The following is a 20,372-nucleotide window of genomic DNA, read 5'->3' on the forward strand; positions in this document are numbered from 1 at the left end:
GCGGCCGAAACCTGAATTCTGTTTATTGTGAGCGATGCAAAAATGTGGAAATGGTTACATCAGTGGGCGAAGCCTGAACGGCTTTACCAGCTATGCGGGCGCTTGATTCCCTGGTTCGCGGTGCTGGGCGTTGCTTCGCTGCTGCTCGGTTGGGTGTGGGGCTTCGGCTTTGCGCCAGCGGATTATCAGCAAGGCAACAGCTTCCGAATTATGTACATTCACGTGCCCGCGGCGATGTGGTCGATGGGCGTCTATGCGTCGATGGCAATCGCCGCGTTTATCGGCCTGGTGTGGCAGATGAAGATGGCCGATCTGGTGTCGGCGGCCATGGCGCCCATCGGTGCCGTGTTTACCTTTATCGCGCTCGTCACGGGTTCCGCCTGGGGTAAACCGATGTGGGGCACCTGGTGGATCTGGGATGCGCGTCTGACATCGGAGCTGGTGCTGCTGTTCCTGTATATGGGCGTCATCGCGCTCTACCACTCGTTTGACGATCGTCGCACTGCCGGTCGTGCTGCGGGGATCTTGATCCTGGTTGGCGTGGTTAATCTGCCAATCATTCACTTTTCGGTGCAGTGGTGGAACACCTTGCATCAGGGCTCTTCGGGCATTCTGCAGCAGGCGATTGACCCGAGCATGCGCACCCCGCTGCGCTGGTCGATTCTCGGCTATTTGCTGGTGTTCGGCGCGCTCACCTTGATGCGCCTGCGTAACCTGATTCTGTTTACCGAGCGCCATCGTCCGTGGGCGATTGACGTCGCACAGGGAGGACGCCAATCATGACGCCAGCTTTCGCATCATGGAGTGATTTCTTCGCCATGGGCGGCTATGCCTTTTACGTCTGGCTCGCCGTCATCCTCACCTTGATTCCTTTATGCGGTCTGGTACTGCACACCGTGCTGTTCCGTCGCCGACTGCTGGCCGATATTCGCCAGCGCCAGGCCAGGGAGCGCCGCATTCGCGCGGCGAAATCGAAAAAAGCTGCCAGTGAAGCAGCGGGAGAATCCGTGTGAATATCCGTCGTCGTAACCGCCTGTATGTCGCGCTAGCGGTGTTGATTGGCCTTGGCCTCGCGACATCGCTGGTAATGTATGCGCTGCGTTCCAACATCGACCTGTTTTATACCCCGAGTGAAATTCTTTACGGCAAGGGCGAAGATCATCAGAAGCCTGAGCCGGGCCAGCGTCTGCGCATCGGCGGCATGGTGATGCCGGGCAGCGTCAAGCGCGATCCCAACACGCTGGCGGTCTCTTTCAAATTGTATGATGCCAATGGCGTGGTCAGCGTCAGCTACGAAGGCATCCTGCCGGATCTGTTCCGTGAAGGGCAGGGCGTCGTCGCGCAAGGTGTGCTGGCAGAGGGCAACCTGGTGAACGCCAAAGAGGTGCTGGCCAAGCACGATGAGAAATACACGCCGCCGGAAATTGAAGATGCGATGAAGAAGAATCACACCGGACCAGCAACAGCCTATCAGCAGGCGGGAGCGCAATCATGATGCCGGAAATTGGCAGCTTCTTGCTGTGCCTGGCGCTGGGACTGGCGCTACTGCTGAGTGTTTATCCGCTGTGGGGCGCCGCGCGTCAGGATGCGCGATTGATGGCGATGGCGCGTCCGCTGACGTGGGGCATGTTCGCTTGCGTCACTGCCGCCTTCCTGGTACTGGTTCACGCTTTTATCGTAAATGATTTCACCGTCGGCTATGTCGCCACTAACTCCAATACCTTGTTGCCGGTTTACTATCGCATTGCTGCAACCTGGGGCGCGCACGAAGGTTCACTGCTGCTGTGGGTGCTGCTGCTAAGTACCTGGACGCTGGCAGTCGCGATTTTCAGTCGCGGTATGCCGCAGGATGCGCTGGCACGCGTGCTGGCGGTGATGGGCATGATTAACCTCGGTTTCCTGCTGTTTATCATCCTCACCTCGAATCCGTTTACCCGTACTTTGCCAAACTTCCCGATTGATGGGCGCGATCTCAACCCGATGTTGCAGGATATCGGGCTGATCTTCCATCCACCGCTGCTGTATATGGGATACGTTGGTTTCTCGGTGGCGTTCGCTTTTGCTATCGCTTCTCTGATGGCGGGTCGACTGGATACCGCATGGGCGCGCTGGTCACGTCCGTGGACCACCGCTGCATGGGTGTTTCTGACCATTGGCATCGTGCTCGGTTCCGCATGGGCCTATTACGAACTCGGCTGGGGCGGCTGGTGGTTCTGGGATCCGGTCGAAAACGCCTCCTTTATGCCGTGGCTGGCCGGCACGGCGCTGATGCACTCGCTGGCGGTGACGGAAAAACGCGGCAGCTTTAAGTCGTGGACGGTGCTGCTGGCGATTACCGCGTTCTCGTTAAGTCTGCTCGGCACTTTCCTCGTACGTTCTGGCGTGCTGGTTTCGGTGCACTCGTTTGCGTCGGACCCGGCGCGCGGCATGTTTATTCTCGCGTTCCTGGTGATCGTGATTGGCAGTTCGCTGCTGTTGTACGCGCTGAAAGGTGGTCAGGTGCGCAGCCGCGTGCAGAGTGAAATCTGGTCACGCGAATCCTTCCTGCTGGGCAACAACGTGCTGCTGATTGCGGCGATGCTGGTGGTGTTGCTGGGTACGCTGTTACCGCTGGTGCACAAGCAGCTCGGTCTGGGCAGTATCTCGGTGGGCGAGCCGTTCTTTAATACCATGTTCACCTGGCTGATGGCGCCGTTTGCCCTGATGCTCGGCATTGGTCCGCTGGTGCGTTGGCGTCGCGATCAGCCGCAAAAATTGTGGAAACGTCTTGGCGTTGGCTTGTTGGTCACGCTGATTCTTTCAATCGCGCTGCCGTGGCTGCTGCAGGATCGTATCGAAGCAATGACAGTGATCGGGCTGCTGATGTCTATCTGGGTGATCATGCTGACATTGATGGAGCTGCACGAGCGCGCCACTCATCGTCACTCCTTCTTCAAAGGCCTGCGCCATCTGACGCGCAGCCATTGGGGCATGGTGCTGGGCCATCTTGGCGTGGCGGTGACGGTGGTGGGTATCGCGTTTAGCACCCAATACAGCGTTGAGCGTGATGTGCGCATGAAGGCCGGTGATAGCGTCGATATTCATAGTTATCACTTCATTTTCCATGGCGTTCGTAACCTGCAGGGCCCGAACTACAGCGGCGGTGAGGCGATTATTGAAGTGACGCGCAACGGCAAGCCGGAAGCGGTGATGCAGGCGGAGAAACGCTTCTATGCAGCCGCGCGTACCATGATGACCGAAGCGGCGATCAGCGGAGGTTTTACGCGCGATCTCTATGCGGCACTCGGCGAAGAGCTGGATGACGGCTCGTGGGCAGTACGCATTTACTACAAACCTTTTGTGCGCTGGATCTGGTACGGCGGCGTGTTTATGGCGGTCGGCGGCTTGTTCTGTTTGTTCGATCCGCGCTATCGCTCGCGTAAAAAAGCGCAACGCGAGGAGCTGGCATGAACAAAAAAATCCTGTTTATTCCGTTAGTTCTGTTTCTGCTGCTGGCGACGGCGCTGCTGTGGCAGCTGTCGCGCAATGCTAACGGCGATGATCCAACGCGTCTCGAATCAGCGCTGATCGGCAAACCTGTGCCGGTGTTCAAACTTGAGGCGCTCGATCAACCGGGCAAAATCTACGATCAACAGGTGCTGAATGACGGCAAACCGATTCTGCTGAATGTCTGGGCGACGTGGTGTCCCACCTGCCGCGCGGAGCATCAATACCTCAATACGCTGGCGGAAAAAGGCATTCGCGTGGTGGGGCTGAACTACAAGGACGACCGCAGCAAAGCGGTGACCTGGCTAAACACGCTGGGCAATCCTTACGCGCTCAGCCTGTATGATGGCAACGGCATGCTGGGCCTGGATCTGGGGGTTTACGGTGCGCCGGAAACCTTCCTCATCGATGGCAAAGGCATTATCCGCTATCGCCACGCCGGCGACATGAACGATCGCGTCTGGCTGGAAGAAGTGAAACCGCTGTGGGACAAATACAACAAGGAGGCGGGTGCGTGAAACGACTGCTTCTTTTATTGGCGGGCATTCTGCTCAGTACCAGCCTGTGGGCAGCGATTGATACCTATCAGTTCGACTCGGTACAGCAGGAAGAGCAATACCGCGAGCTCACCGCATCCTTACGTTGTCCGAAATGCCAGAACAACAGCATTGCCGACTCCAATGCCATGATCGCCGCAGATATGCGTCTCAAAGTCTACGAATTGATGAAGCAGGGCGAAAACCGTCAGCAGATCATCGACTACATGGTGGCGCGTTACGGCAACTTCGTCACCTATGAGCCGCCGGTCACGCCGTCCACGTTGATTTTGTGGGTTGGTCCGGCGCTGTTCGTGGTACTGGGCGCGGTGATTATTATCCTGCGCAATCGGCGCGGCAAAGCGCGGAACGAATTAGACGACAATGAACAACAGCGCCTTGCGGCGTTACTCAAGCGTGACGGGAAGCCGTAATGACTGGATTCTGGATTACCCTGATTATTTTGCTGCTGGCGGCCATCGCGCTGTTTCTACGTGCAGGCTGGCGTCAGCGCGAAGCCGTAACCGGCGATCGCGATCGCCTCAATACCGATTTCTATCAACAGCGTCTGCGCGAGCTGGAGCATGATGAAGAAGAGGGCGTGGTGGCTGAGCGCCCAGAAATGGTGCGTGAACTGCAACAAACGTTGTTAACCGACGTTCCTCAGCAGGATGCAGCCACTATTCATCACAGCAGCCGTTGGGTATTGCTGCCGGGCGTCATCGTGCTGTTGGTGGTGTCGGTGGGGATGTATTTGAAAACCGGTGGCTTAACGCAGCAGACGGCATTTGTCAGCGTACAGCAGGAGTATCCTGCCTTGCGTGCGCGCGTCATGGATCCTAAAGCCCAGCCGTTAACCATGGAAGAGCTGGCGCGCTTGCAGCTCGGGCTGCGCAACTCGCTGCAGAACGACGCAAATAATCTCAATGACTGGGCGATGCTCGGTCGTCTTGGCATGGTGCTGAATAATGCTACCGATGCCAGCCAGGCTTTTGAACATGCGCTCCAGCTGGCGCCAGACAATCTGGAGTTGCAGCAGGATTACGCCGAAGTGCTGACGCGCTCCAGCGATCCGCAGGACAACCGCCAGGCCAACGTGATGCTGAAAGAGTTGCTGAAACGCGATCACAGCGATGTGCGCACGTTGAGTCTGCTGGCATTTAACGCCTTTGAGCAGCAGCAGTACAATGAAGCGATTGGCGCCTGGCAGGTGATGTTGAAACTATTACCGCCGGGCGATCGGCGCATCACCATGATCGAACGCAGCATTGAACAAGCGAAAACCGATGCGGGGCAGCAAAATAGCCAGCTGGCATTGACGGTGAGTTTGACGCCGCAGGTAGAAAAAATGTTACCGCAAGGCGGAGTGATGTATATTTCTGTGTCTGACGGTGTTTCACCGGTGCCTGTGGCTGTGAAGCGTTTACCGCTGAGCCACTTCCCGTTATCGCTTACGCTAGATGACAGCAATGCCATGATGCCCGATCGCCTGCTTTCGGCGCAGCATCAGGTGCAAGTCAGGGTGCGCATTTCGCGCGACGGCAGTGCCAATCCCCAGTCTGGCGACTGGTTTGGTTTAAGCGCGGTCACACCCTGGGATGGTCATCAGCAATTGGCTGTGGAAATTAATCAACAGCAGCCCTGAAGCGATACCTTACTGATCCGCACAGGGAGAGAAGAATGAATAACCGCCTGACCGGTTTGGCGTTGGCCAGTTTATTGTTGGTAGGTTGCGCCAGTTCTAAACCGGCCGACAACACGGAGCCTGCTCAGCGCAGCGATCCGTTGGAAGGCTTCAACCGCACGATGTTTAACTTCAACTACAACGTGCTGGATCCGTATGTGCTGCGCCCGGTGGCGGTCGCCTGGCGTGATTATGTGCCGGTACCGGCACGCAGCGGCCTGAGCAATGTGCTCGGTAACCTGGAAGAACCTGCCAGCATGGTCAACGCCATTTTGGTTGGGGAACCGCGCCAGGCGGGCATCCACTTCACCCGCTTCTTCCTTAACACTGTTTTAGGGCTGGGTGGCTTCATTGACGTGGCAGGTAAAGCCAATCCGGAACTGGCACGTGAAGTGCCACACCGCTTTGGTAGCACGCTCGGTCGTTATGGCGTGGGTTACGGCCCGTATGTTGAATTGCCTGCGTACGGCAGTTTTACCATTCGTGAAGATGGTGGTGACTTCGTCGATACGCTCTATCCGGTGCTGAGCTGGCTGAGCTGGCCGATTTCGGTGGGTAAATGGACGCTGGAAGGTATTGAAACGCGCGCGCAATTGTTGGATTCCGATGCCATCCTGCGCCAGCAACAAGATCCTTACGCCTTTATTCGTAATGCCTACTTCCAGCGGCATGACTTTATCGCCAACGGCGGTAAGCTGAAGCCGGAAGATAATCCGAACGCCAGCGCGATTCAGGATGATCTTAAGGACATCGATTCTCAATAATCGATTCTTAATAAAAAACGGCGACATGATAGTCGCCGTTTTTTTTAATATCTATTTAGACATCAGAACTTGTAGTTAAAGTTCGCGCCGTACAGCCAGGCCTTACCTTCAGAGTTAAAGGTATAGGGGCCCTCTTTGACGGTGACTTTCTGTCCGTGCATGTAAGAAACACCCACGTCTACCGAGGCATCTTCATTAAATGCGTAAGATGCACCGGCGCTCAGCCATAGACGATCCTGATCCGGGATGGAGATAGAACGCTTATCGGCAGGAACCGGGCTGTCATCGAAGGCGATACCGGTACGGAAGGTCCAGTTGTCGTCATAGAAGTAAGAGGTACCCAATGCGATACGATAGGCATCGTGGAACCCTTCATCTTTATAGAACAACGTTTGTCCGTTGCTGCCGGTGGCTTTCAGCTCCTGGAATTGGCTCCAGCTGGTGTACGCCAGGCTGTAGTGAACCGCCCACTGCGGTGCGACTTTGTGGTAACCGGAGACTTCCCACATCTCTGGCAGATTCAGCGTCAGAGAGCCTGGGATGGTTGAGCCGCCAGTGCCGTAAGGCAGGCCGAGCAGCTGCGCCTGCGGCAAAGAGTTCACGTAGGTTGGCAGGCTGCTTTTGTAATCACCATCAAAGTCGATTTTAACTTCTGAGCGATAGGTGAAGCCGAAGCGGTTGTCTTTATCCACTTCATATAGAATACCGGCGTTCCAACCGTAGCCCCATTCATCACCCTTTAAATGGGCAATTTGGGTATTGGCGGGAATGCCCAGCGCGGCACCTGATTCACCGGCATAACGCTCAATTTTGGCTTTTGCATACACCGCATCAAATCCAATACCGAAGCTGAAGTGTTCATTCAGTCGATAAGCGGTGCTGATATTAAAATTGCCGGTCATTAGGTCGGTTTTACCGCCGTAACCGCCCGCGGTATAGCCATCATTAAATTCGGTTGCCAGACCATAATTGGAAGTGGCCGAAGCGCCAATCCACCACTGATCGTTAATTGGCTGAACATAGTGGATATTGGGAATCCACTGGTTTGGGGCAATATTTTTTGAATCAAGGCTGCGACCAGATGGGCTCTGACCGGTGATGTCTACTTCGGGATCAATATAAACCGCGCCGATGGAGAAAGAGGGGCGATCCATTAATGCCATGGTTGCCGGGTTACGGCTGGCAGAGGCGGCGGTATCACCCATCGCACCTTCACCCGAATAAGCACGACCTAAACCAATTGCTGAAAATTCATTAAGCTGAAAGCCTGCGGCGTAAACATGGGAACAGACGAGCGTTACTGCAGCTGCCACAGCTGACTTTGCAAACAGGTTTTTATGGTTCATGACCACAACCTCATCTAGATTTATTATTTAACGTTGTTACGTCGCGTAACAAAGAGCGGCGAATTGTAGGGACTGATGGCAAAACCACATATCAGACCAGTGCGACGAGTATAGGTCTGACCTGTGTATTTGTTGCAATAATGTTTTTTAGATATTTCTAATTTGATCGATAAAATCAGATCTGCTTAACAAAATCTTAGCGGTTCGCCTTCAACATAGCTTTCAATTTTGTTATGGATCAATTTTTAGTGTGATATTCGTCACTTAGCGGCGTGGTCGTGGATGTGAAAACGCAGCAGGCGTACACTTTGCGACAGAAAATGATCCGATTGTGTTGAATTTATCGTCAGGAGAGAACCATGACTGATGCCATTAATAAATGTAGTGCGAATGAAACGGCCGCCTGCTGCTGCGTAGATGTCGGTACCGTGATGGATAACACCGATTGCACCGCAAGCTGGTCTGGCGTATTTGCCGATCGCCATGCGGCGGATGCGATGCTCGCGCACCTGACTGAACGCGCGCGTCAGGTAGAATCCGATCCCTGTGACATTCACGCTGAATTTGCTGAAGAGGGCGACGCGGTGCGCCTGACCATCGACTTCACCTTTGCCTGCCAGGCCGAAACCCTGATTTTCCAGCTCGGCTTACGCTAATTCCACCGCTGCCGGAACCCCCTTCGGCAGCGTTAACTCTTTTTCGTGTATTCCCTCGCACTTTTTTCCTCTGGTTATTGGCTACTTAACAACACCTGGTTAACACTGATGATCAGGTCAGACCTGTTTGGCAATGATGCCTTGGTCGAAAATTACAGGTGATTGCAATGAGCAAAGCGCAGCCGCTGCTGACGCGTCAGGGTGAACGTATCGCCATAACCCATGGATTGCGCACGCCTTTTGTCCGCCAGGCGACAGATTTTCACGGTATTCCCGCGCTGGAGTTGGGGCGCATGGTGGTGAGTGAACTGATGGCGCGCAGTGAATTGCCGGTGGAGGTGATCGATCAATTGGTGTTTGGCCAGGTGGTGCAGATGCCGGAAGCGCCTAATATCGCGCGTGAAATTGTCCTGAGCAGCGGATTAAGCGCACACACCGATGCTTATAGCGTCAGTCGTGCCTGCGCCACCAGCTTCCAGGCGGTGGCAAACGTGGCGGAGAGCCTGATGGCAGGCACCATTGATGCCGCGATTGCCGGTGGCGCGGACTCTTCTTCAGTGTTACCGATTGGCGTCAGCAAAACTCTGGCGCGTGCCCTGGTCGATCTTAATAAAGCGCGCAGCTTTAGCCAGAAACTCAGTATTCTTCGTCGTTTACGTCCGCGCGATTTGTTGCCGGTGCCACCGGCGGTGGCGGAGTACTCCACCGGGCTACGTATGGGCGATACCGCCGAGCAGATGGCGAAAAGCCACGGCATCACGCGCCAACAGCAGGACGCGTTAGCGCTGCGTTCGCACCAGCATGCGGCGCGCGCCTGGCAATCCGGTGTGCTGGCGCAGGAGGTGATGCCCGCTTTTGTGCCACCGTGGAAAGCCCCTATCGAGCAGGACAACAATATTCGTTTCAACGCTAGCGCTGCAGATTACGCCAAACTGCGCCCGGCGTTTGATCGTCGCCACGGGTCGGTTACGGCTGCTAACAGCACGCCGCTGACCGATGGCGCGGCGGCGGTGATTCTGATGCGTGAAGGCCGGGCGCGCGAGCTTGGCATTAAACCGCTGGGCTATCTGCGCAGCTACGCTTTCACCGCCATTGATGTCTGGCAGGATATGCTGCTTGGTCCGGCGTATGCCTCACCGCTGGCGCTGGATCGTGCCGGTATCACGCTAAATGATCTGACGCTGATTGACATGCACGAAGCCTTTGCTGCGCAGACGCTGGCGAACCTGAAGATGTTCCGCGATGAACGTTTTGCGCGCGAGGTGCTGAATCGCCCCCATGCGTTAGGCGAAGTGAATGAAGAGCGTTTTAATGTGCTCGGCGGATCAATTGCTTATGGCCATCCCTTTGCCGCGACCGGCGCGCGCATGATCACACAAACGCTGCATGAACTGCAGCGGCGCGGCGGTGGTTTAGGGTTAGTCACCGCCTGTGCGGCGGGGGGCTTAGGCTCGGCAATGGTTCTGGAGGCTGAATAATGAGTGAATCTGCTTTTCATTTACAGATGCGTCTTGACCACGTCGGTGTGATTACCATCGATGTGCCGGGCGAGAAGATGAACACGCTGAAGGCCGAGTTTGTGCCACAGATTAAAGCGGTGCTGGATGAAGCACGCAGCCATAAGGATTTGGCGGGTTTGGTGTTGATCTCCGGCAAGCGCGATAACTTTGTTGCCGGTGCGGATATCAGCATGATTGCCAGCTGCAAAACGGCGGAAGAAGCTGAAGCGCTGGCGAAGCAGGGCCAGGATGTGATGGCGATGATTGCCGCGTTGCCGTTTCCGGTGGTGGCGGCGATTCACGGTGCCTGCCTTGGCGGCGGCCTGGAACTGGCGTTAGCCTGCGATGCGCGCATCTGTTCACTGGATGACAAAACGCGTCTCGGTTTGCCGGAAGTACAGCTCGGTTTACTGCCAGGTTCCGGCGGCACGCAGCGTTTGCCACGGCTGATTGGCGTGCAGCAGGCGCTGCCGTTAATCCTTACGGGCAAACAGCTGCGGGCTAAACAGGCACTCAAGCTCGGCATTGTTGACGATGCGGTGCCGCAATCGATTCTGCTGGATACAGCGATTGCACGCGTCCATAAAGGAAAAGGCACACGGGAGCTATCGCGCCGCGATCGCCTGCTGCAGGGACCGATTGCGCGTCAGGTGCTGTTTTCGCTAGCCCAGCGTCAAACCCACAGCAAAACCCAGGGTAACTATCCGGCAGCCGAGCGCATTCTGCAGGTGGTACGCATCGGTCTGGAGCAGGGCAGCGCCGCCGGGCATGAAGCAGAAGCACGCGCCTTTGGCCAGTTGGCGATGACACCTGAATCGGCGGCGCTGCGCAGCCTGTTTTTCGCCTCAACCGCTTTAAAGAAAGAGGCGATGGCGAGTGTCGAACCGCAAACGCTAAAACAGATTGGCGTACTGGGCGGCGGGTTGATGGGCGGCGGCATTGCCAGCGTTACGGCGTTGAAAGCCGGGTTACCGGTGCGTATTAAAGACATCAATCTCAGCGGCGTGAATCATGCTCTTGAGTACAGCTGGGATCTGCTGAGTAAAAAGGTGAAACGGCGCCAGCTGAAAGCAGCCGAACGTCAGCAGCACATGGCGCGCATTAGCGGCGGTATTGATTACCAGGGTTTTAGTCAGCGCGATGTGGTGATTGAAGCGGTGTTTGAGGATTTAGCGCTTAAGCAGCAGATGGTTAGCGAAATTGAAAGCCATTGCCAGCCGCATACGATTTTTGCCTCCAACACCTCGTCATTACCGATTGGCGATATCGCTGCCAATGCGCAGCGTCCCGAAAATGTTATCGGCCTGCATTACTTTAGTCCGGTAGACAAAATGCCGCTGGTTGAGGTGATTCCGCATGCCAACACCTCGGCACAAACGCTGGCGAATACGGTGCAGCTGGCACGGCAGCAGGGAAAAACTGCGGTGGTTGTAGCCGATCGTCCTGGCTTTTACGTCAACCGCATCCTTACACCGTATATAAATGAAGCACTGCACTGTTTGCAGGAAGGTGAGCCGATCGAGCATATCGACCGTGCGCTGGTCAAATTCGGTTTCCCGGTTGGGCCGCTGCAGCTGCTGGATGAAGTAGGAATTGATGTCGGCAGTAAAATCAGCCCGATTCTCGAGCAGGCTTATGGCGCACGTTTTAGCGCACCCGCCGCTGCGAACGCGATTCTCGCTGACGGCAGGAAAGGGCGCAAAAACCACAAAGGTTTCTATCTCTATCAACGCTCGCGTTGGCCGGGTAAACGCAAAGCGGATGCGTCCATCTACAGCTTGTTGAACACCAAGCCGCAGGCGAGGCAGAGCGAAACGCAAATTGCCGAACGCTGCGTCATGATGCTGCTAAATGAGGCGGCACGTTGCCTGGATGAAACGGTGATCCGCAACGCGCGTGACGGGGATATCGCTGCCGTGTTTGGCATCGGTTTCCCGCCATTTCTCGGTGGGCCGTTCCGCTATATGGATCAGCGCAGTGTTGGCGATATCGTTAAAGCATTAAGGTCATTAATGCAGCAATACGGCGAACGTTTTACGCCTTGTGAGGTGCTAATTGCATTGTCAGAAGAACAAACGAATTTTTACACTTCTGCACAATCATGAATAGGCGCACAGATTCAGCGGGTTAGTATGGTGGACGCGCAGCGGCTTGTGCGGCACCATTCTGAGATATGCTTATTTAATAAACAACCGGTTGACTATACTGAAGCCATTGGGGTAAAACACACCGTTCATTCGCAGAATGAAGCGTCTGGTGCTGTGGTACCGGGCGATATCGACAAACAACAGCGGTGCTTTATGCAAGTTTTTATCATGCGTCATGGCGACGCAGCTCTGGAAGCAGCGAGTGATTCAGTTCGTCCTCTCACCCTCTGTGGCTGTGACGAATCGCGTCAAATGGCGAGCTGGCTCAACGGCAAAACGCCAGAAATCGATCGGGTTTTAGTCAGTCCCTATTTGCGTGCCGAGCAAACGCTCGCAACGGTACGTGAAACGCTGAAGTTGCCGGAAGGGCAGGATGTGTTGCCGGAACTGACGCCGGGTGGCGATCCAGGCATGGTGGCCTGTTATCTGCAGGCGCTGGCGCAGAAAGGCGTTAAGTCAGCATTGGTGATTTCGCATCTGCCGCTGGTGGGTTATCTGGTGTCTGAACTTTGCCCGCAGGAAGCGCCGCCAATGTTCGCCACCTCAGCGATAGCCTGCGTAAACTTTGATGCAGATGCCTGCGAAGGTAAGCTGGAGTGGCAGGTCAGCCCGTCAAAATTGGCCAAAGCAATTTAATCTCTCTGTGGGCCGCAAATGCGGCCCTATCCTGATATACCGCAGCCTTTACGGCAGTTCTGGCGGTTGCCACTCTTCCACTTCTATCAGTACCAGCAGCGCCGCGTCGCCGCCGAACATTTTCGGTGCCTGATGAAATGCCATCACGTGCGGATGCTGTGCCAGCCATAGCGGCGTTTGCTGCTTGAGAATGTGTTTGCCGTGCCCGGTCATCACGCTGGCGCAGAACAGATGCTCACGGCGACAGGCGGCGATCAACGCGCCGAGTTCCTGTTTAGCCTGCATTTGCGTTAAGCCATGTAAATCGAGAAAGATTTCCGGCGTGTAATCGCCGCGACGCAATTTCTTCTGCTCGTAATGGCTGACGTCAGCACGCACATAACGCACCGGTCCTTCGCTGGATAACAGCGGCTGAAACTCGTCAGAGAAGTAATGGCTATTATCTGCTTGTTCTGAAATCAGACGTTTCAACGGCCGTTCGCGCGTTTTCACCACCGGTTTATGTACGATAGTGTCCTGTTTCAGTTTGCGGGTTCCACTCATCAACTGGCGGAACATCTCCTGGTCGTCCTGGCTTAGCGGCGTTTTCTTACTCATGGCTCGGTTATGGGTTCAGAAAAGGCTGGTTAACAGCCGGTGGCATACCTTAACCGTTAGCGTTAACAAATGTCAGCTTTTTCACCTCGCCGCGCTGAATTCTGCCCGGCTTCGTGGCACACTATCGGCCGATTGATTTTATGGCCTGCGGAGGGCTACGTGGACAAGATATTCGTCGATGAGGCAGTGAATGAACTGCACACCATTCAGGACATGCTGCGCTGGGCTGTCAGCCGTTTTTCGGCGGCTGGCATTTGGTACGGTCACGGCACGGATAATCCCTGGGACGAAGCAGTCCAACTGGTTCTGCCTACGCTGTGGCTGCCGCTGGATATTCCAGAAGATATGCGCAACGCGCGCCTGACCGCTAGCGAGCGGCATCGCATTGTCGAGCGCGTAATTCGCCGCGTTAACGAGCGCATTCCGGTGGCTTATCTCACCAATAAAGCCTGGTTCTGTGGTCACGAATTTTACGTTGATGAGCGCGTATTAGTGCCGCGTTCACCGATTGGCGAGCTGATTGAGAACCGTTTTGCCGGTTTGATCAGTGATTCGCCTAATCACATCCTTGATATGTGTACCGGCAGCGGCTGCATCGCCATTGCCTGTGCTTATGCTTTCCCGGAAGCGGAAGTGGATGCAGTGGATATCTCCACCGATGCGCTGGCCGTCGCCGAGCAGAACATTGAAGAGCATGGCTTGCTGAACCACGTCACGCCGATTCGTGCCGATCTGTTCCGCAACTTGCCGCCGGTAAAATACGATCTGATCGTCACCAATCCACCTTACGTGGATGCGGAAGATATGGACGATCTGCCGAACGAATACCGCCACGAGCCGGAGCTTGGCCTGGCTGCGGGTAGCGACGGCCTGAAACTGGTGCGTCGCATTCTGGCCTGTGCGCCAGAATACCTCACCGAGCAGGGCGTGCTGATTTGCGAAGTCGGCAACAGCATGGTGCACATGATCGATCAATATACAGATGTGCCGTTTACCTGGCTGGAGTTCGATAACGGCGGTGACGGCGTGTTTATGCTGACGCGTGAGCAAATTGTCGCAGCACAGCATCACTTCTCATTCTTTAAAGACTAAATACGCGGGCGAGTGCTCGCCCGCAACATCGCAACAAGGAACCAGCATGGCCGGAAACAGCATCGGACAAGTTTTTCGCGTAACCACTTTTGGCGAGTCGCATGGTATTGCGCTGGGCTGCATCGTTGATGGCGTGCCACCCGGCATTCCGCTCACCGAAGCCGATATTCAGCACGATCTCGATCGCCGTCGTCCTGGCACCTCGCGCTACACCACCCAGCGCCGCGAGCCGGATCAGGTGAAAATTTTGTCCGGCGTGTTTGAGGGCGTCACCACCGGCACCTCGATCGGCCTGCTGATTGAAAACACCGATCAGCGTTCGCAGGATTACGGCACCATCAAAGATCTGTTCCGTCCTGGTCATGCCGATTACACCTACGAGCAGAAATATGGCCTGCGCGACTATCGCGGCGGCGGACGCTCTTCCGCACGTGAAACCGCGATGCGCGTAGCGGCAGGTGCAATTGCCAAGAAGTATCTGCAGATGAAGCACGGCATTGTGGTGCGCGGCTATCTGGCACAGATTGGCGACGTGGCCTGCGAGTTGAAAGACTGGAGCATCGTGGAAGAGAACCCGTTCTTCTGCCCGGATGCATCCAAGCTGGAGGCGCTGGATGAACTGATGCGCGGCCTGAAAAAAGAGGGCGATTCCATTGGTGCCAAAGTCACCGTGCTGGCCGAAAACGTGCCGCCGGGCTTAGGCGAGCCGGTGTTTGATCGTCTGGATGCGGATCTGGCGCATGCGCTGATGAGCATCAACGCGGTGAAAGGCGTGGAGATCGGCGACGGTTTCGCGGTGATCAACCAGCGTGGCAGCCAGCATCGCGATGAAATTCGCGCGAACGGTTTCCAGAGCAACCACGCGGGCGGCATTTTAGGCGGCATCAGCAGTGGCCAAACCATCAGTGCCAATCTGGCGATGAAACCAACGTCGAGCATTACCGTGCCAGGCAACACCATCACACGTGACGGCGAAGAAGTGGAGATGATCACTAAAGGTCGTCACGATCCTTGCGTCGGCATCCGTGCGGTACCGATTGCCGAAGCGATGATGGCGATCGTGTTGATGGATCACCTGCTGCGCCAGCGCGCGCAAAACGGTGACGTCAACAGCAGCGTTCCGCGCTGGTAAGCCCGATGATGCGCTGTCTGCTCATCACCTGTGCCGCGCTGTTGTGCAGTGCGGCCGCCGTTGCCGCGACGCCGTGGCAGCAAATCCATCAGCCGATTGCCGGCACTCCCCAGTCGATTGGCGGTTTCGCCAACGGCTGTATTGTGGGTGCGCAACAGCTGCCGCTTAACTCAGCAAATTATCAGGTGATGCGCCAGGATCAGCGCCGCTATTTCGGTCATCCCGATCTCATCGCCTTTATCCAGCGCCTCAGTACCCGGGTTCATCAGCTGCAGCTGGGACAAGTGCTGATTGGTGATATGGGTATGGCAGCAGGTGGACGTTTCAGCAGCGGCCACGCCAGCCATCAAACCGGTCTCGACGTTGATATCTGGCTGCAGCTACCGAAAACCCGCTGGACGGCGCAGCAATTGCTGAAGCCGCAGCCGCTCGATCTGGTCTCTGCGGATGATAAGCAGGTCATTGCGCGTCACTGGCAACCCCAAATTGATAGCCTGATTAAACTGGCAGCGAAAGATGAGGAAGTCACACGTATCTTCGTCAACCCGGCGATTAAACGGCAGCTGTGTGCCGATGCGGGTAGCGATCGCGCGTGGTTAAATAAAGTGCGTCCGTGGTTTGCCCATCGCGCGCATATGCACGTGCGTCTGCGCTGTCCGGCCGGCAGTCTGGAGTGCGAGGATCAAGCCGCACAGCCGCCAGGCGATGGCTGTGGTGCCGAGCTGGATAGCTGGTTCCTGCCGAAAAAACCTGGCAGCACGCCGCCGGTGAAAAAGACGCCGCCGCCATTGCCGCCGTCATGTCAGTCTTTATTAGACCATCACTTACTATAACTGTGAGAATTTGAGTTGCAGCAAGGCGGCAAGTTCGTTCAACTCCAGGAGCTTACTTGAGTAAGTGACTGGAGTGAGCGAGCGCAGCCAACGCAGCTGCAGCTCAAAGGATCGCGGTTATTTGAGGAATAAAATGGATTGGTTTGTTGTCAGCCCGCTGATTATCGGCGTGCTGTTTTTTGTGGCGATGCTGGCGGCATTTATTGACTCCATCGCCGGTGGCGGTGGTTTGCTCACCGTGCCGTCGTTGCTGGCAGCCGGGCTTTCTCCCGCGCAGGCGCTAGCCACCAATAAACTGCAGTCGGTCGGCGGATCCTTCTCCGCCAGCCTCTATTTCATCCGTCGCGGTGCGGTGAAGCTCAACGAGCAGTGGCTGAATATCGTCATGACCTTTCTCGGCGCGATAGCTGGCACCGTTCTGATTCAGCATTTGCAAGCGGATGTGCTGCGCCAAATCTTGCCACTGCTGCTGATCTGCATTGGTTTGTGGTTCCTGCTGATGCCACGTTTGGGAGAAGCGGATCGCGAACGTCGCCTGCAGGGTTTGCCCTATGCGCTGGTCGGCGGCGGCTGCGTCGGTTTCTACGACGGCTTCTTTGGTCCAGGCGCAGGTTCCTTTTACGCGCTGGCCTTCGTCACGCTGTGCGGCTTTAATCTGGCCAAAGCCACCGCCCACGCCAAAATCCTAAATTTCACTTCGAATTTTGGCAGTTTGCTGTTCTTTATGTTCGGCGGAAAAGTAGTGTGGGGCACCGGCGCGATTATGCTGCTTGGGGCCTTTATCGGCGCGCGCCTCGGCGCCAGGCTGGTGCTGAGCCGCGGCCAGAAGCTGATCCGCCCGATGGTGGTGACGGTTTCTGCGGTGATGAGCGCCAAATTATTGTGGGATAGCCACGGCAGCGAAGTGATGGCCTGGCTGGCAACGCTGTAATCCAATACTCGTCAAGACCGGCTGCCAATGCGACAATGGCGCCGGTTTTTTTAAAGATTAAAAATTATGAGTACAACACACCATTACGATCAGCTGATTGCCATCTTTGATGGCTGCTTTGTTGACGATTTTCAGACCCGTCTAATTAAAGGCGACGACGAACCTATTTATCTTCCAGCGGATGAAACCTCACCGTGGAATCGCGTGGTATTCGCGCACGGCTACTATGCCAGCGGGTTGCACGAAATTTCCCACTGGTGCATTGCCGGTGAAGCACGCCGCAAACTGGTGGATTTTGGCTATTGGTACTGCCCGGACGGCCGCAATGCGCAAACGCAGAGCCAGTTTGAAGCGGTGGAAGTTAAACCGCAGGCGCTGGAGTGGTTGTTCTGCGTTGCGGTGGGCTTTCCCTTCAATGTAAGTTGTGACAATCTCGAAGGCGATTGTGAGCCAGATCGCATAGCGTTTCAGCGCAAGGTTCATGCACAGGTGATGACTTATCTGGAGCAGGGCATTCCGCCGCGACCGGCACGTTTTATCGAGGCGTTAATCCAGTATTACGGCACGCCGGCACTGACGGCGGCACAATTCCCTTGGCCGGAAGATCTATAATCCGCAAAGGATATAAGAAGAGAGGAAGAGATGATCGTAGAATTTGAGACCCGCATTCTGGCCCTGATTGATGACATGGTCGATCACGCCAGCGATGATGAGCTGTTTGCTGGCGGCTATCTGCGTGGTCATCTGACCCTGGCAGTGGCGGAGATTGAGCTGAGTGGTGAACACACGCCGGAAGCGCTGCAAACTCACGTCACCAACAGCCTGCAAAAAGCCATTGCTGCTGGTGAGTTGTCGCCACGCGACCAGGCCTTAGTCACTGGCATGTGGGACAATCTGTTCCTGCAGGCGCGCCAGAGCGCTTAACCTCTCGGGGCGATCGCTCGCCCCGCAGATTATCGACCCGCCTTTTTGCCCTTCAGCAGTTTACGTACCCAGTAGCGATTTGGATGCATGGCCGCCAGCGTCGCTGCATCCAGCGGCTGCGGTTCACCGCTCATCTGTGCCGCAAGTACTTCGGCTGCTAAAGGAGCGCTGCACAAGCCGCGCGATCCCAACGCCCCCAGCACAAATAACCCTGCATGCACTGGCGCCTCGGCCACGGTTGCACCTTGCGCTCGCTGCTCCGGAAGATCCGCATACTGCGCCAAAGTGGTGTCGTAATCCGGCGCGCTGCCGCTCATCGGCAGATGATCGCGCGTGGCGCAACGCACGCCGCAGCGCGCCTGATGGTCACTGACATCTACCTGCTGAGGCCATGCGCTTTCTGGTAGGCAGTTGATTAGCCGCTGACGATTTTCTTGCTGGTCGTCGGCGCGAAAATCAGTCGCGGTATCGCCACGGTGATAGCTGGCACCCATGCAATGGGTAGCGAAAGTGGGGCTGACCGGCGTGAGATAGCCGTCATAACACAGCACGGTGCGCAGTTCGCCGAGCGATGGATTCGTGGGCACGTGACTCACCTGACCCGCTACAGCATAGACCGGCAGCGCTTTACTCTGCTCAATCTCCAGCAGCGCATGTCCATTCGCCAGCACCACCTGCTGATGCTGCACCGGCGGCTGCTGGCTAAAGTGCAACGTCCAGCGCTCTCCATCAGGTGTTAACTGAGTAAGACGATGCTGCCAGTTAAGGCGTAACCCCAGCGATTGCGCATGTTCCAGCAGATTGCTGGTCAGCTGCGAAGGTGAAAGCCAGCCACCTTGCGGATAGAAAATGCCGCCGAAACCGAGTTCGACGCCCGCCAGCTGCTCCGCTTCTTCTTTATTAACGCCGCAGGCGATTTCGTGCGGCAGATCCATACTGAGCATCTGCGCGATTTTCTCGGCGCTTTTTGCATCCCAGCCGAGCTGCAGCACGCCGCTCCAGTCATGTTCAAACATCACCGGCAGGCGATCGTAAAGACGACGGGCGAAACCAAAGGCGGCCGGGAAAAAGGTGGCCAGCGCCGGATCGTGCTGATTCAGCAGCGGATAGAGTGCGCCCTGACGATTGCCGGATGCGCCCAATGCTGGCGCACCATCAGCGCAATATAAGGTGACGCGCCAACCACGACGCAGCAACGCCAATGCCAGCACCGCGCTGGCGACGCCGCCGCCAATCAACGCCACATCCTGGCTGGCTGCTTGCTGTCGCGCGTACCACGGCTGGCTGTGGGGCAATGCAACCGCGTGCTGCAGTGAGCCGATTAGCATTTCACGCTTGTGGCCGAATCCTTTGCGTTTCTGCATGCTGAAACCCGCGTCCTGCAAGCCGCGGCGTACAAAGCCAGACGCGGTAAAGGTTGCCAGCGTGCCGCCCGGACGCGCCAGGCGTGCCATCGCGGCGAACAGCTCGGGTGTCCACATCTCTGGATTTTTCGCCGGTGCGAAGCCATCAAGGAACCAGGCATCCACCTGACGATTCAGACTGTCATCAAAGGTGTGAATTAGCGCGTTAATATCACCAAACCAGAGATCAAGCGTCACTTCGCCGCCGTTAAACAGCAGGCGCTGACAGCCCGGTAACGCCTGTGGCCACTGCTGTTGCAGCTGTGCTGCCCACGGCTGCAGCTCTGGCCAATGCGCGTGGGCGGCGACCAAATCCGCGTGCGTCAGCGGGAATTTTTCACAGCTGATAAAGTGCAGGCGCTTTAGCGGGGCATTAGGATGCGCGGCGCGGAAGCGATCGAAGGCTTGCCACAGGGTGAGAAAGTTCAGACCAGTCCCAAAACCGCTCTCGGCAACAATAAATAAATCGCGCGCATGATCGGCAAAACGTTGCGGAATCTGGTTGCCATCGAGGAACACATAGCGCGTTTCCTCCAGTCCATTATCGTTGGAGAAATAGACGTCACCAAACACTCGAGACACAGGTGTACCCTGTTCATTCCAGTTTATTTGGGCATGTTCAACCGGGGTTATTTTCACGGGGAAAGGCTCATATTTCAGGCAGTGGCGCGAGTTTAGCGACAGACGTCACATGACGCAAATTTAC

21 protein-coding genes are annotated in these 20,372 nt (G+C 56.1%); 18 read left to right on the top strand and 3 right to left on the bottom strand.

Translation table 11 applies throughout. From position 1 onward, the window contains the following. Positions 1-42: 42 nt before the first annotated feature. From WFL93_RS10510 to mlaA, 8 genes are read left to right on the top strand one after another with little or no spacing between them, the layout of a single operon-like run. Positions 43-783 (top strand): heme ABC transporter permease, encoded by a 741-nt coding sequence (locus WFL93_RS10510; protein ID WP_336778072.1) that lies wholly within the window; start codon positions 43-45, stop codon positions 781-783. Beyond that, positions 780-1,013, top strand: coding sequence for a heme exporter protein CcmD (gene ccmD, locus WFL93_RS10515; protein WP_007889184.1), 234 nt, complete (start codon positions 780-782; stop codon positions 1,011-1,013). The genes WFL93_RS10510 and ccmD overlap by 4 nt, the downstream gene beginning before the upstream one ends. Then, a complete protein-coding gene (ccmE, locus tag WFL93_RS10520) occupies positions 1,010-1,495 on the top strand; it encodes a cytochrome c maturation protein CcmE (RefSeq protein WP_336778073.1) in 486 nt (161 codons plus the stop codon). Before ccmD ends, ccmE begins: the two co-directional genes overlap by 4 nt. Further along, positions 1,492-3,450 carry a heme lyase CcmF/NrfE family subunit gene (locus tag WFL93_RS10525; protein ID WP_336778074.1) on the top strand — a complete coding sequence of 653 codons (1,959 nt, stop codon included), beginning with the start codon at positions 1,492-1,494 and terminating at the stop codon, positions 3,448-3,450. The genes ccmE and WFL93_RS10525 overlap by 4 nt, the downstream gene beginning before the upstream one ends. Further along, positions 3,447-4,004, top strand: coding sequence for a DsbE family thiol:disulfide interchange protein (locus tag WFL93_RS10530; protein WP_180822228.1), 558 nt, complete (start codon positions 3,447-3,449; stop codon positions 4,002-4,004). The genes WFL93_RS10525 and WFL93_RS10530 overlap by 4 nt, the downstream gene beginning before the upstream one ends. Then, positions 4,001-4,456 (top strand): cytochrome c-type biogenesis protein CcmH, encoded by a 456-nt coding sequence (locus tag WFL93_RS10535; RefSeq protein ID WP_180822227.1) that lies wholly within the window; start codon positions 4,001-4,003, stop codon positions 4,454-4,456. Before WFL93_RS10530 ends, WFL93_RS10535 begins: the two co-directional genes overlap by 4 nt. Next, positions 4,456-5,667, top strand: a complete 1,212-nt coding sequence (gene ccmI / locus WFL93_RS10540) for a c-type cytochrome biogenesis protein CcmI (protein WP_336778075.1) — start codon at positions 4,456-4,458, stop codon at positions 5,665-5,667. Before WFL93_RS10535 ends, ccmI begins: the two co-directional genes overlap by 1 nt. A 35-nt stretch (positions 5,668-5,702) precedes the next feature. Continuing rightward, the gene (mlaA, locus tag WFL93_RS10545) at positions 5,703-6,470 is read left to right on the top strand and encodes a phospholipid-binding lipoprotein MlaA (RefSeq protein ID WP_007889197.1); all 768 of its coding nucleotides are present in this window, start codon (positions 5,703-5,705) and stop codon (positions 6,468-6,470) included. Positions 6,471-6,532: 62 nt separating this feature from the next. Here mlaA and fadL read toward each other — a convergent pair whose 3' ends face one another. After that, positions 6,533-7,816 carry a long-chain fatty acid transporter FadL gene (gene fadL / locus WFL93_RS10550; RefSeq protein ID WP_007889200.1) on the bottom strand — a complete coding sequence of 428 codons (1,284 nt, stop codon included), beginning with the start codon at positions 7,814-7,816 and terminating at the stop codon, positions 6,533-6,535. Between the two features lie 359 nt (positions 7,817-8,175). Here fadL and WFL93_RS10555 point away from each other — a divergent pair, with 359 nt between their 5' ends. The 4 genes from WFL93_RS10555 to sixA all read left to right on the top strand — a co-directional run bounded on the left by WFL93_RS10555 (position 8,176) and on the right by sixA (position 12,754). Beyond that, positions 8,176-8,472, top strand: coding sequence for a YfcZ/YiiS family protein (locus tag WFL93_RS10555; RefSeq protein WP_007889205.1), 297 nt, complete (start codon positions 8,176-8,178; stop codon positions 8,470-8,472). 167 nt (positions 8,473-8,639) lie between these two features. Next, on the top strand, positions 8,640-9,950 hold the full coding sequence (gene fadI, locus WFL93_RS10560) for an acetyl-CoA C-acyltransferase FadI (protein WP_336778076.1): 1,311 nt from the start codon (positions 8,640-8,642) through the stop codon (positions 9,948-9,950). After that, positions 9,950-12,076, top strand: coding sequence for a fatty acid oxidation complex subunit alpha FadJ (gene fadJ, locus WFL93_RS10565; protein ID WP_336778077.1), 2,127 nt, complete (start codon positions 9,950-9,952; stop codon positions 12,074-12,076). Before fadI ends, fadJ begins: the two co-directional genes overlap by 1 nt. 195 nt (positions 12,077-12,271) lie before the next feature. After that, a complete protein-coding gene (sixA, locus tag WFL93_RS10570) occupies positions 12,272-12,754 on the top strand; it encodes a phosphohistidine phosphatase SixA (protein WP_036620918.1) in 483 nt (160 codons plus the stop codon). A 48-nt stretch (positions 12,755-12,802) separates the two neighbouring features. Here sixA and smrB read toward each other — a convergent pair whose 3' ends face one another. Next, positions 12,803-13,351 carry an endonuclease SmrB gene (gene smrB, locus WFL93_RS10575; RefSeq protein ID WP_036620857.1) on the bottom strand — a complete coding sequence of 183 codons (549 nt, stop codon included), beginning with the start codon at positions 13,349-13,351 and terminating at the stop codon, positions 12,803-12,805. Positions 13,352-13,510: 159 nt separating this feature from the next. On the opposite strand from smrB, the gene prmB reads away from it, so the two are divergent. The 6 genes from prmB (at position 13,511) to WFL93_RS10605 (ending at position 18,263) form a co-directional block, all read left to right on the top strand. Further along, positions 13,511-14,443 (top strand): 50S ribosomal protein L3 N(5)-glutamine methyltransferase, encoded by a 933-nt coding sequence (gene prmB, locus WFL93_RS10580; protein ID WP_336778078.1) that lies wholly within the window; start codon positions 13,511-13,513, stop codon positions 14,441-14,443. A gap of 46 nt (positions 14,444-14,489) precedes the next feature. Continuing rightward, positions 14,490-15,575, top strand: coding sequence for a chorismate synthase (aroC, locus tag WFL93_RS10585; protein WP_007889217.1), 1,086 nt, complete (start codon positions 14,490-14,492; stop codon positions 15,573-15,575). 8 nt (positions 15,576-15,583) lie between these two features. Next, positions 15,584-16,408, top strand: a complete 825-nt coding sequence (mepA, locus tag WFL93_RS10590; protein WP_336778176.1) for a penicillin-insensitive murein endopeptidase — start codon at positions 15,584-15,586, stop codon at positions 16,406-16,408. Between the two features lie 133 nt (positions 16,409-16,541). Then, the gene (locus tag WFL93_RS10595; protein WP_049852912.1) at positions 16,542-17,339 is read left to right on the top strand and encodes a sulfite exporter TauE/SafE family protein; all 798 of its coding nucleotides are present in this window, start codon (positions 16,542-16,544) and stop codon (positions 17,337-17,339) included. Between the two features lie 66 nt (positions 17,340-17,405). Further along, positions 17,406-17,951, top strand: coding sequence for an elongation factor P hydroxylase (locus WFL93_RS10600; protein WP_336778079.1), 546 nt, complete (start codon positions 17,406-17,408; stop codon positions 17,949-17,951). Positions 17,952-17,981: 30 nt separating this feature from the next. Further along, the gene (locus tag WFL93_RS10605) at positions 17,982-18,263 is read left to right on the top strand and encodes a YfcL family protein (protein ID WP_007889229.1); all 282 of its coding nucleotides are present in this window, start codon (positions 17,982-17,984) and stop codon (positions 18,261-18,263) included. A gap of 29 nt (positions 18,264-18,292) precedes the next feature. Here the strand turns inward: WFL93_RS10605 and mnmC are convergent, their stop codons facing one another. Then, a complete protein-coding gene (mnmC, locus tag WFL93_RS10610) occupies positions 18,293-20,305 on the bottom strand; it encodes a bifunctional tRNA (5-methylaminomethyl-2-thiouridine)(34)-methyltransferase MnmD/FAD-dependent 5-carboxymethylaminomethyl-2-thiouridine(34) oxidoreductase MnmC (protein ID WP_336778080.1) in 2,013 nt (670 codons plus the stop codon). Between the last annotated feature and the right edge of the window lie 67 nt (positions 20,306-20,372).

The sequence above is a fragment of the Pantoea sp. USHLN256 genome, assembly GCF_037149875.1.
Lineage (GTDB): Bacteria > Pseudomonadota > Gammaproteobacteria > Enterobacterales > Enterobacteriaceae > Pantoea > Pantoea nemavictus.

What these genes read in the sequence shown, in the direction of transcription:
- WFL93_RS10510 (WP_336778072.1), top strand. Translation starts at nt 43, where the DNA reads ATGTGGAAATGGTTACATCAGTGGGCGAAGCCTGAACGGCTTTACCAG.
- ccmD (WP_007889184.1), top strand. Translation starts at nt 780, where the DNA reads ATGACGCCAGCTTTCGCATCATGGAGTGATTTCTTCGCCATGGGCGGC.
- WFL93_RS10525 (WP_336778074.1), top strand. Translation starts at nt 1,492, where the DNA reads ATGATGCCGGAAATTGGCAGCTTCTTGCTGTGCCTGGCGCTGGGACTG.
- WFL93_RS10530 (WP_180822228.1), top strand. Translation starts at nt 3,447, where the DNA reads ATGAACAAAAAAATCCTGTTTATTCCGTTAGTTCTGTTTCTGCTGCTG.
- ccmI (WP_336778075.1), top strand. Translation starts at nt 4,456, where the DNA reads ATGACTGGATTCTGGATTACCCTGATTATTTTGCTGCTGGCGGCCATC.
- mlaA (WP_007889197.1), top strand. Translation starts at nt 5,703, where the DNA reads ATGAATAACCGCCTGACCGGTTTGGCGTTGGCCAGTTTATTGTTGGTA.
- fadL (WP_007889200.1), bottom strand. Translation starts at nt 7,816, where the DNA reads ATGAACCATAAAAACCTGTTTGCAAAGTCAGCTGTGGCAGCTGCAGTA.
- WFL93_RS10555 (WP_007889205.1), top strand. Translation starts at nt 8,176, where the DNA reads ATGACTGATGCCATTAATAAATGTAGTGCGAATGAAACGGCCGCCTGC.
- fadI (WP_336778076.1), top strand. Translation starts at nt 8,640, where the DNA reads ATGAGCAAAGCGCAGCCGCTGCTGACGCGTCAGGGTGAACGTATCGCC.
- fadJ (WP_336778077.1), top strand. Translation starts at nt 9,950, where the DNA reads ATGAGTGAATCTGCTTTTCATTTACAGATGCGTCTTGACCACGTCGGT.
- sixA (WP_036620918.1), top strand. Translation starts at nt 12,272, where the DNA reads ATGCAAGTTTTTATCATGCGTCATGGCGACGCAGCTCTGGAAGCAGCG.
- smrB (WP_036620857.1), bottom strand. Translation starts at nt 13,351, where the DNA reads ATGAGTAAGAAAACGCCGCTAAGCCAGGACGACCAGGAGATGTTCCGC.
- aroC (WP_007889217.1), top strand. Translation starts at nt 14,490, where the DNA reads ATGGCCGGAAACAGCATCGGACAAGTTTTTCGCGTAACCACTTTTGGC.
- mepA (WP_336778176.1), top strand. Translation starts at nt 15,584, where the DNA reads ATGCGCTGTCTGCTCATCACCTGTGCCGCGCTGTTGTGCAGTGCGGCC.
- WFL93_RS10595 (WP_049852912.1), top strand. Translation starts at nt 16,542, where the DNA reads ATGGATTGGTTTGTTGTCAGCCCGCTGATTATCGGCGTGCTGTTTTTT.
- WFL93_RS10600 (WP_336778079.1), top strand. Translation starts at nt 17,406, where the DNA reads ATGAGTACAACACACCATTACGATCAGCTGATTGCCATCTTTGATGGC.
- WFL93_RS10605 (WP_007889229.1), top strand. Translation starts at nt 17,982, where the DNA reads ATGATCGTAGAATTTGAGACCCGCATTCTGGCCCTGATTGATGACATG.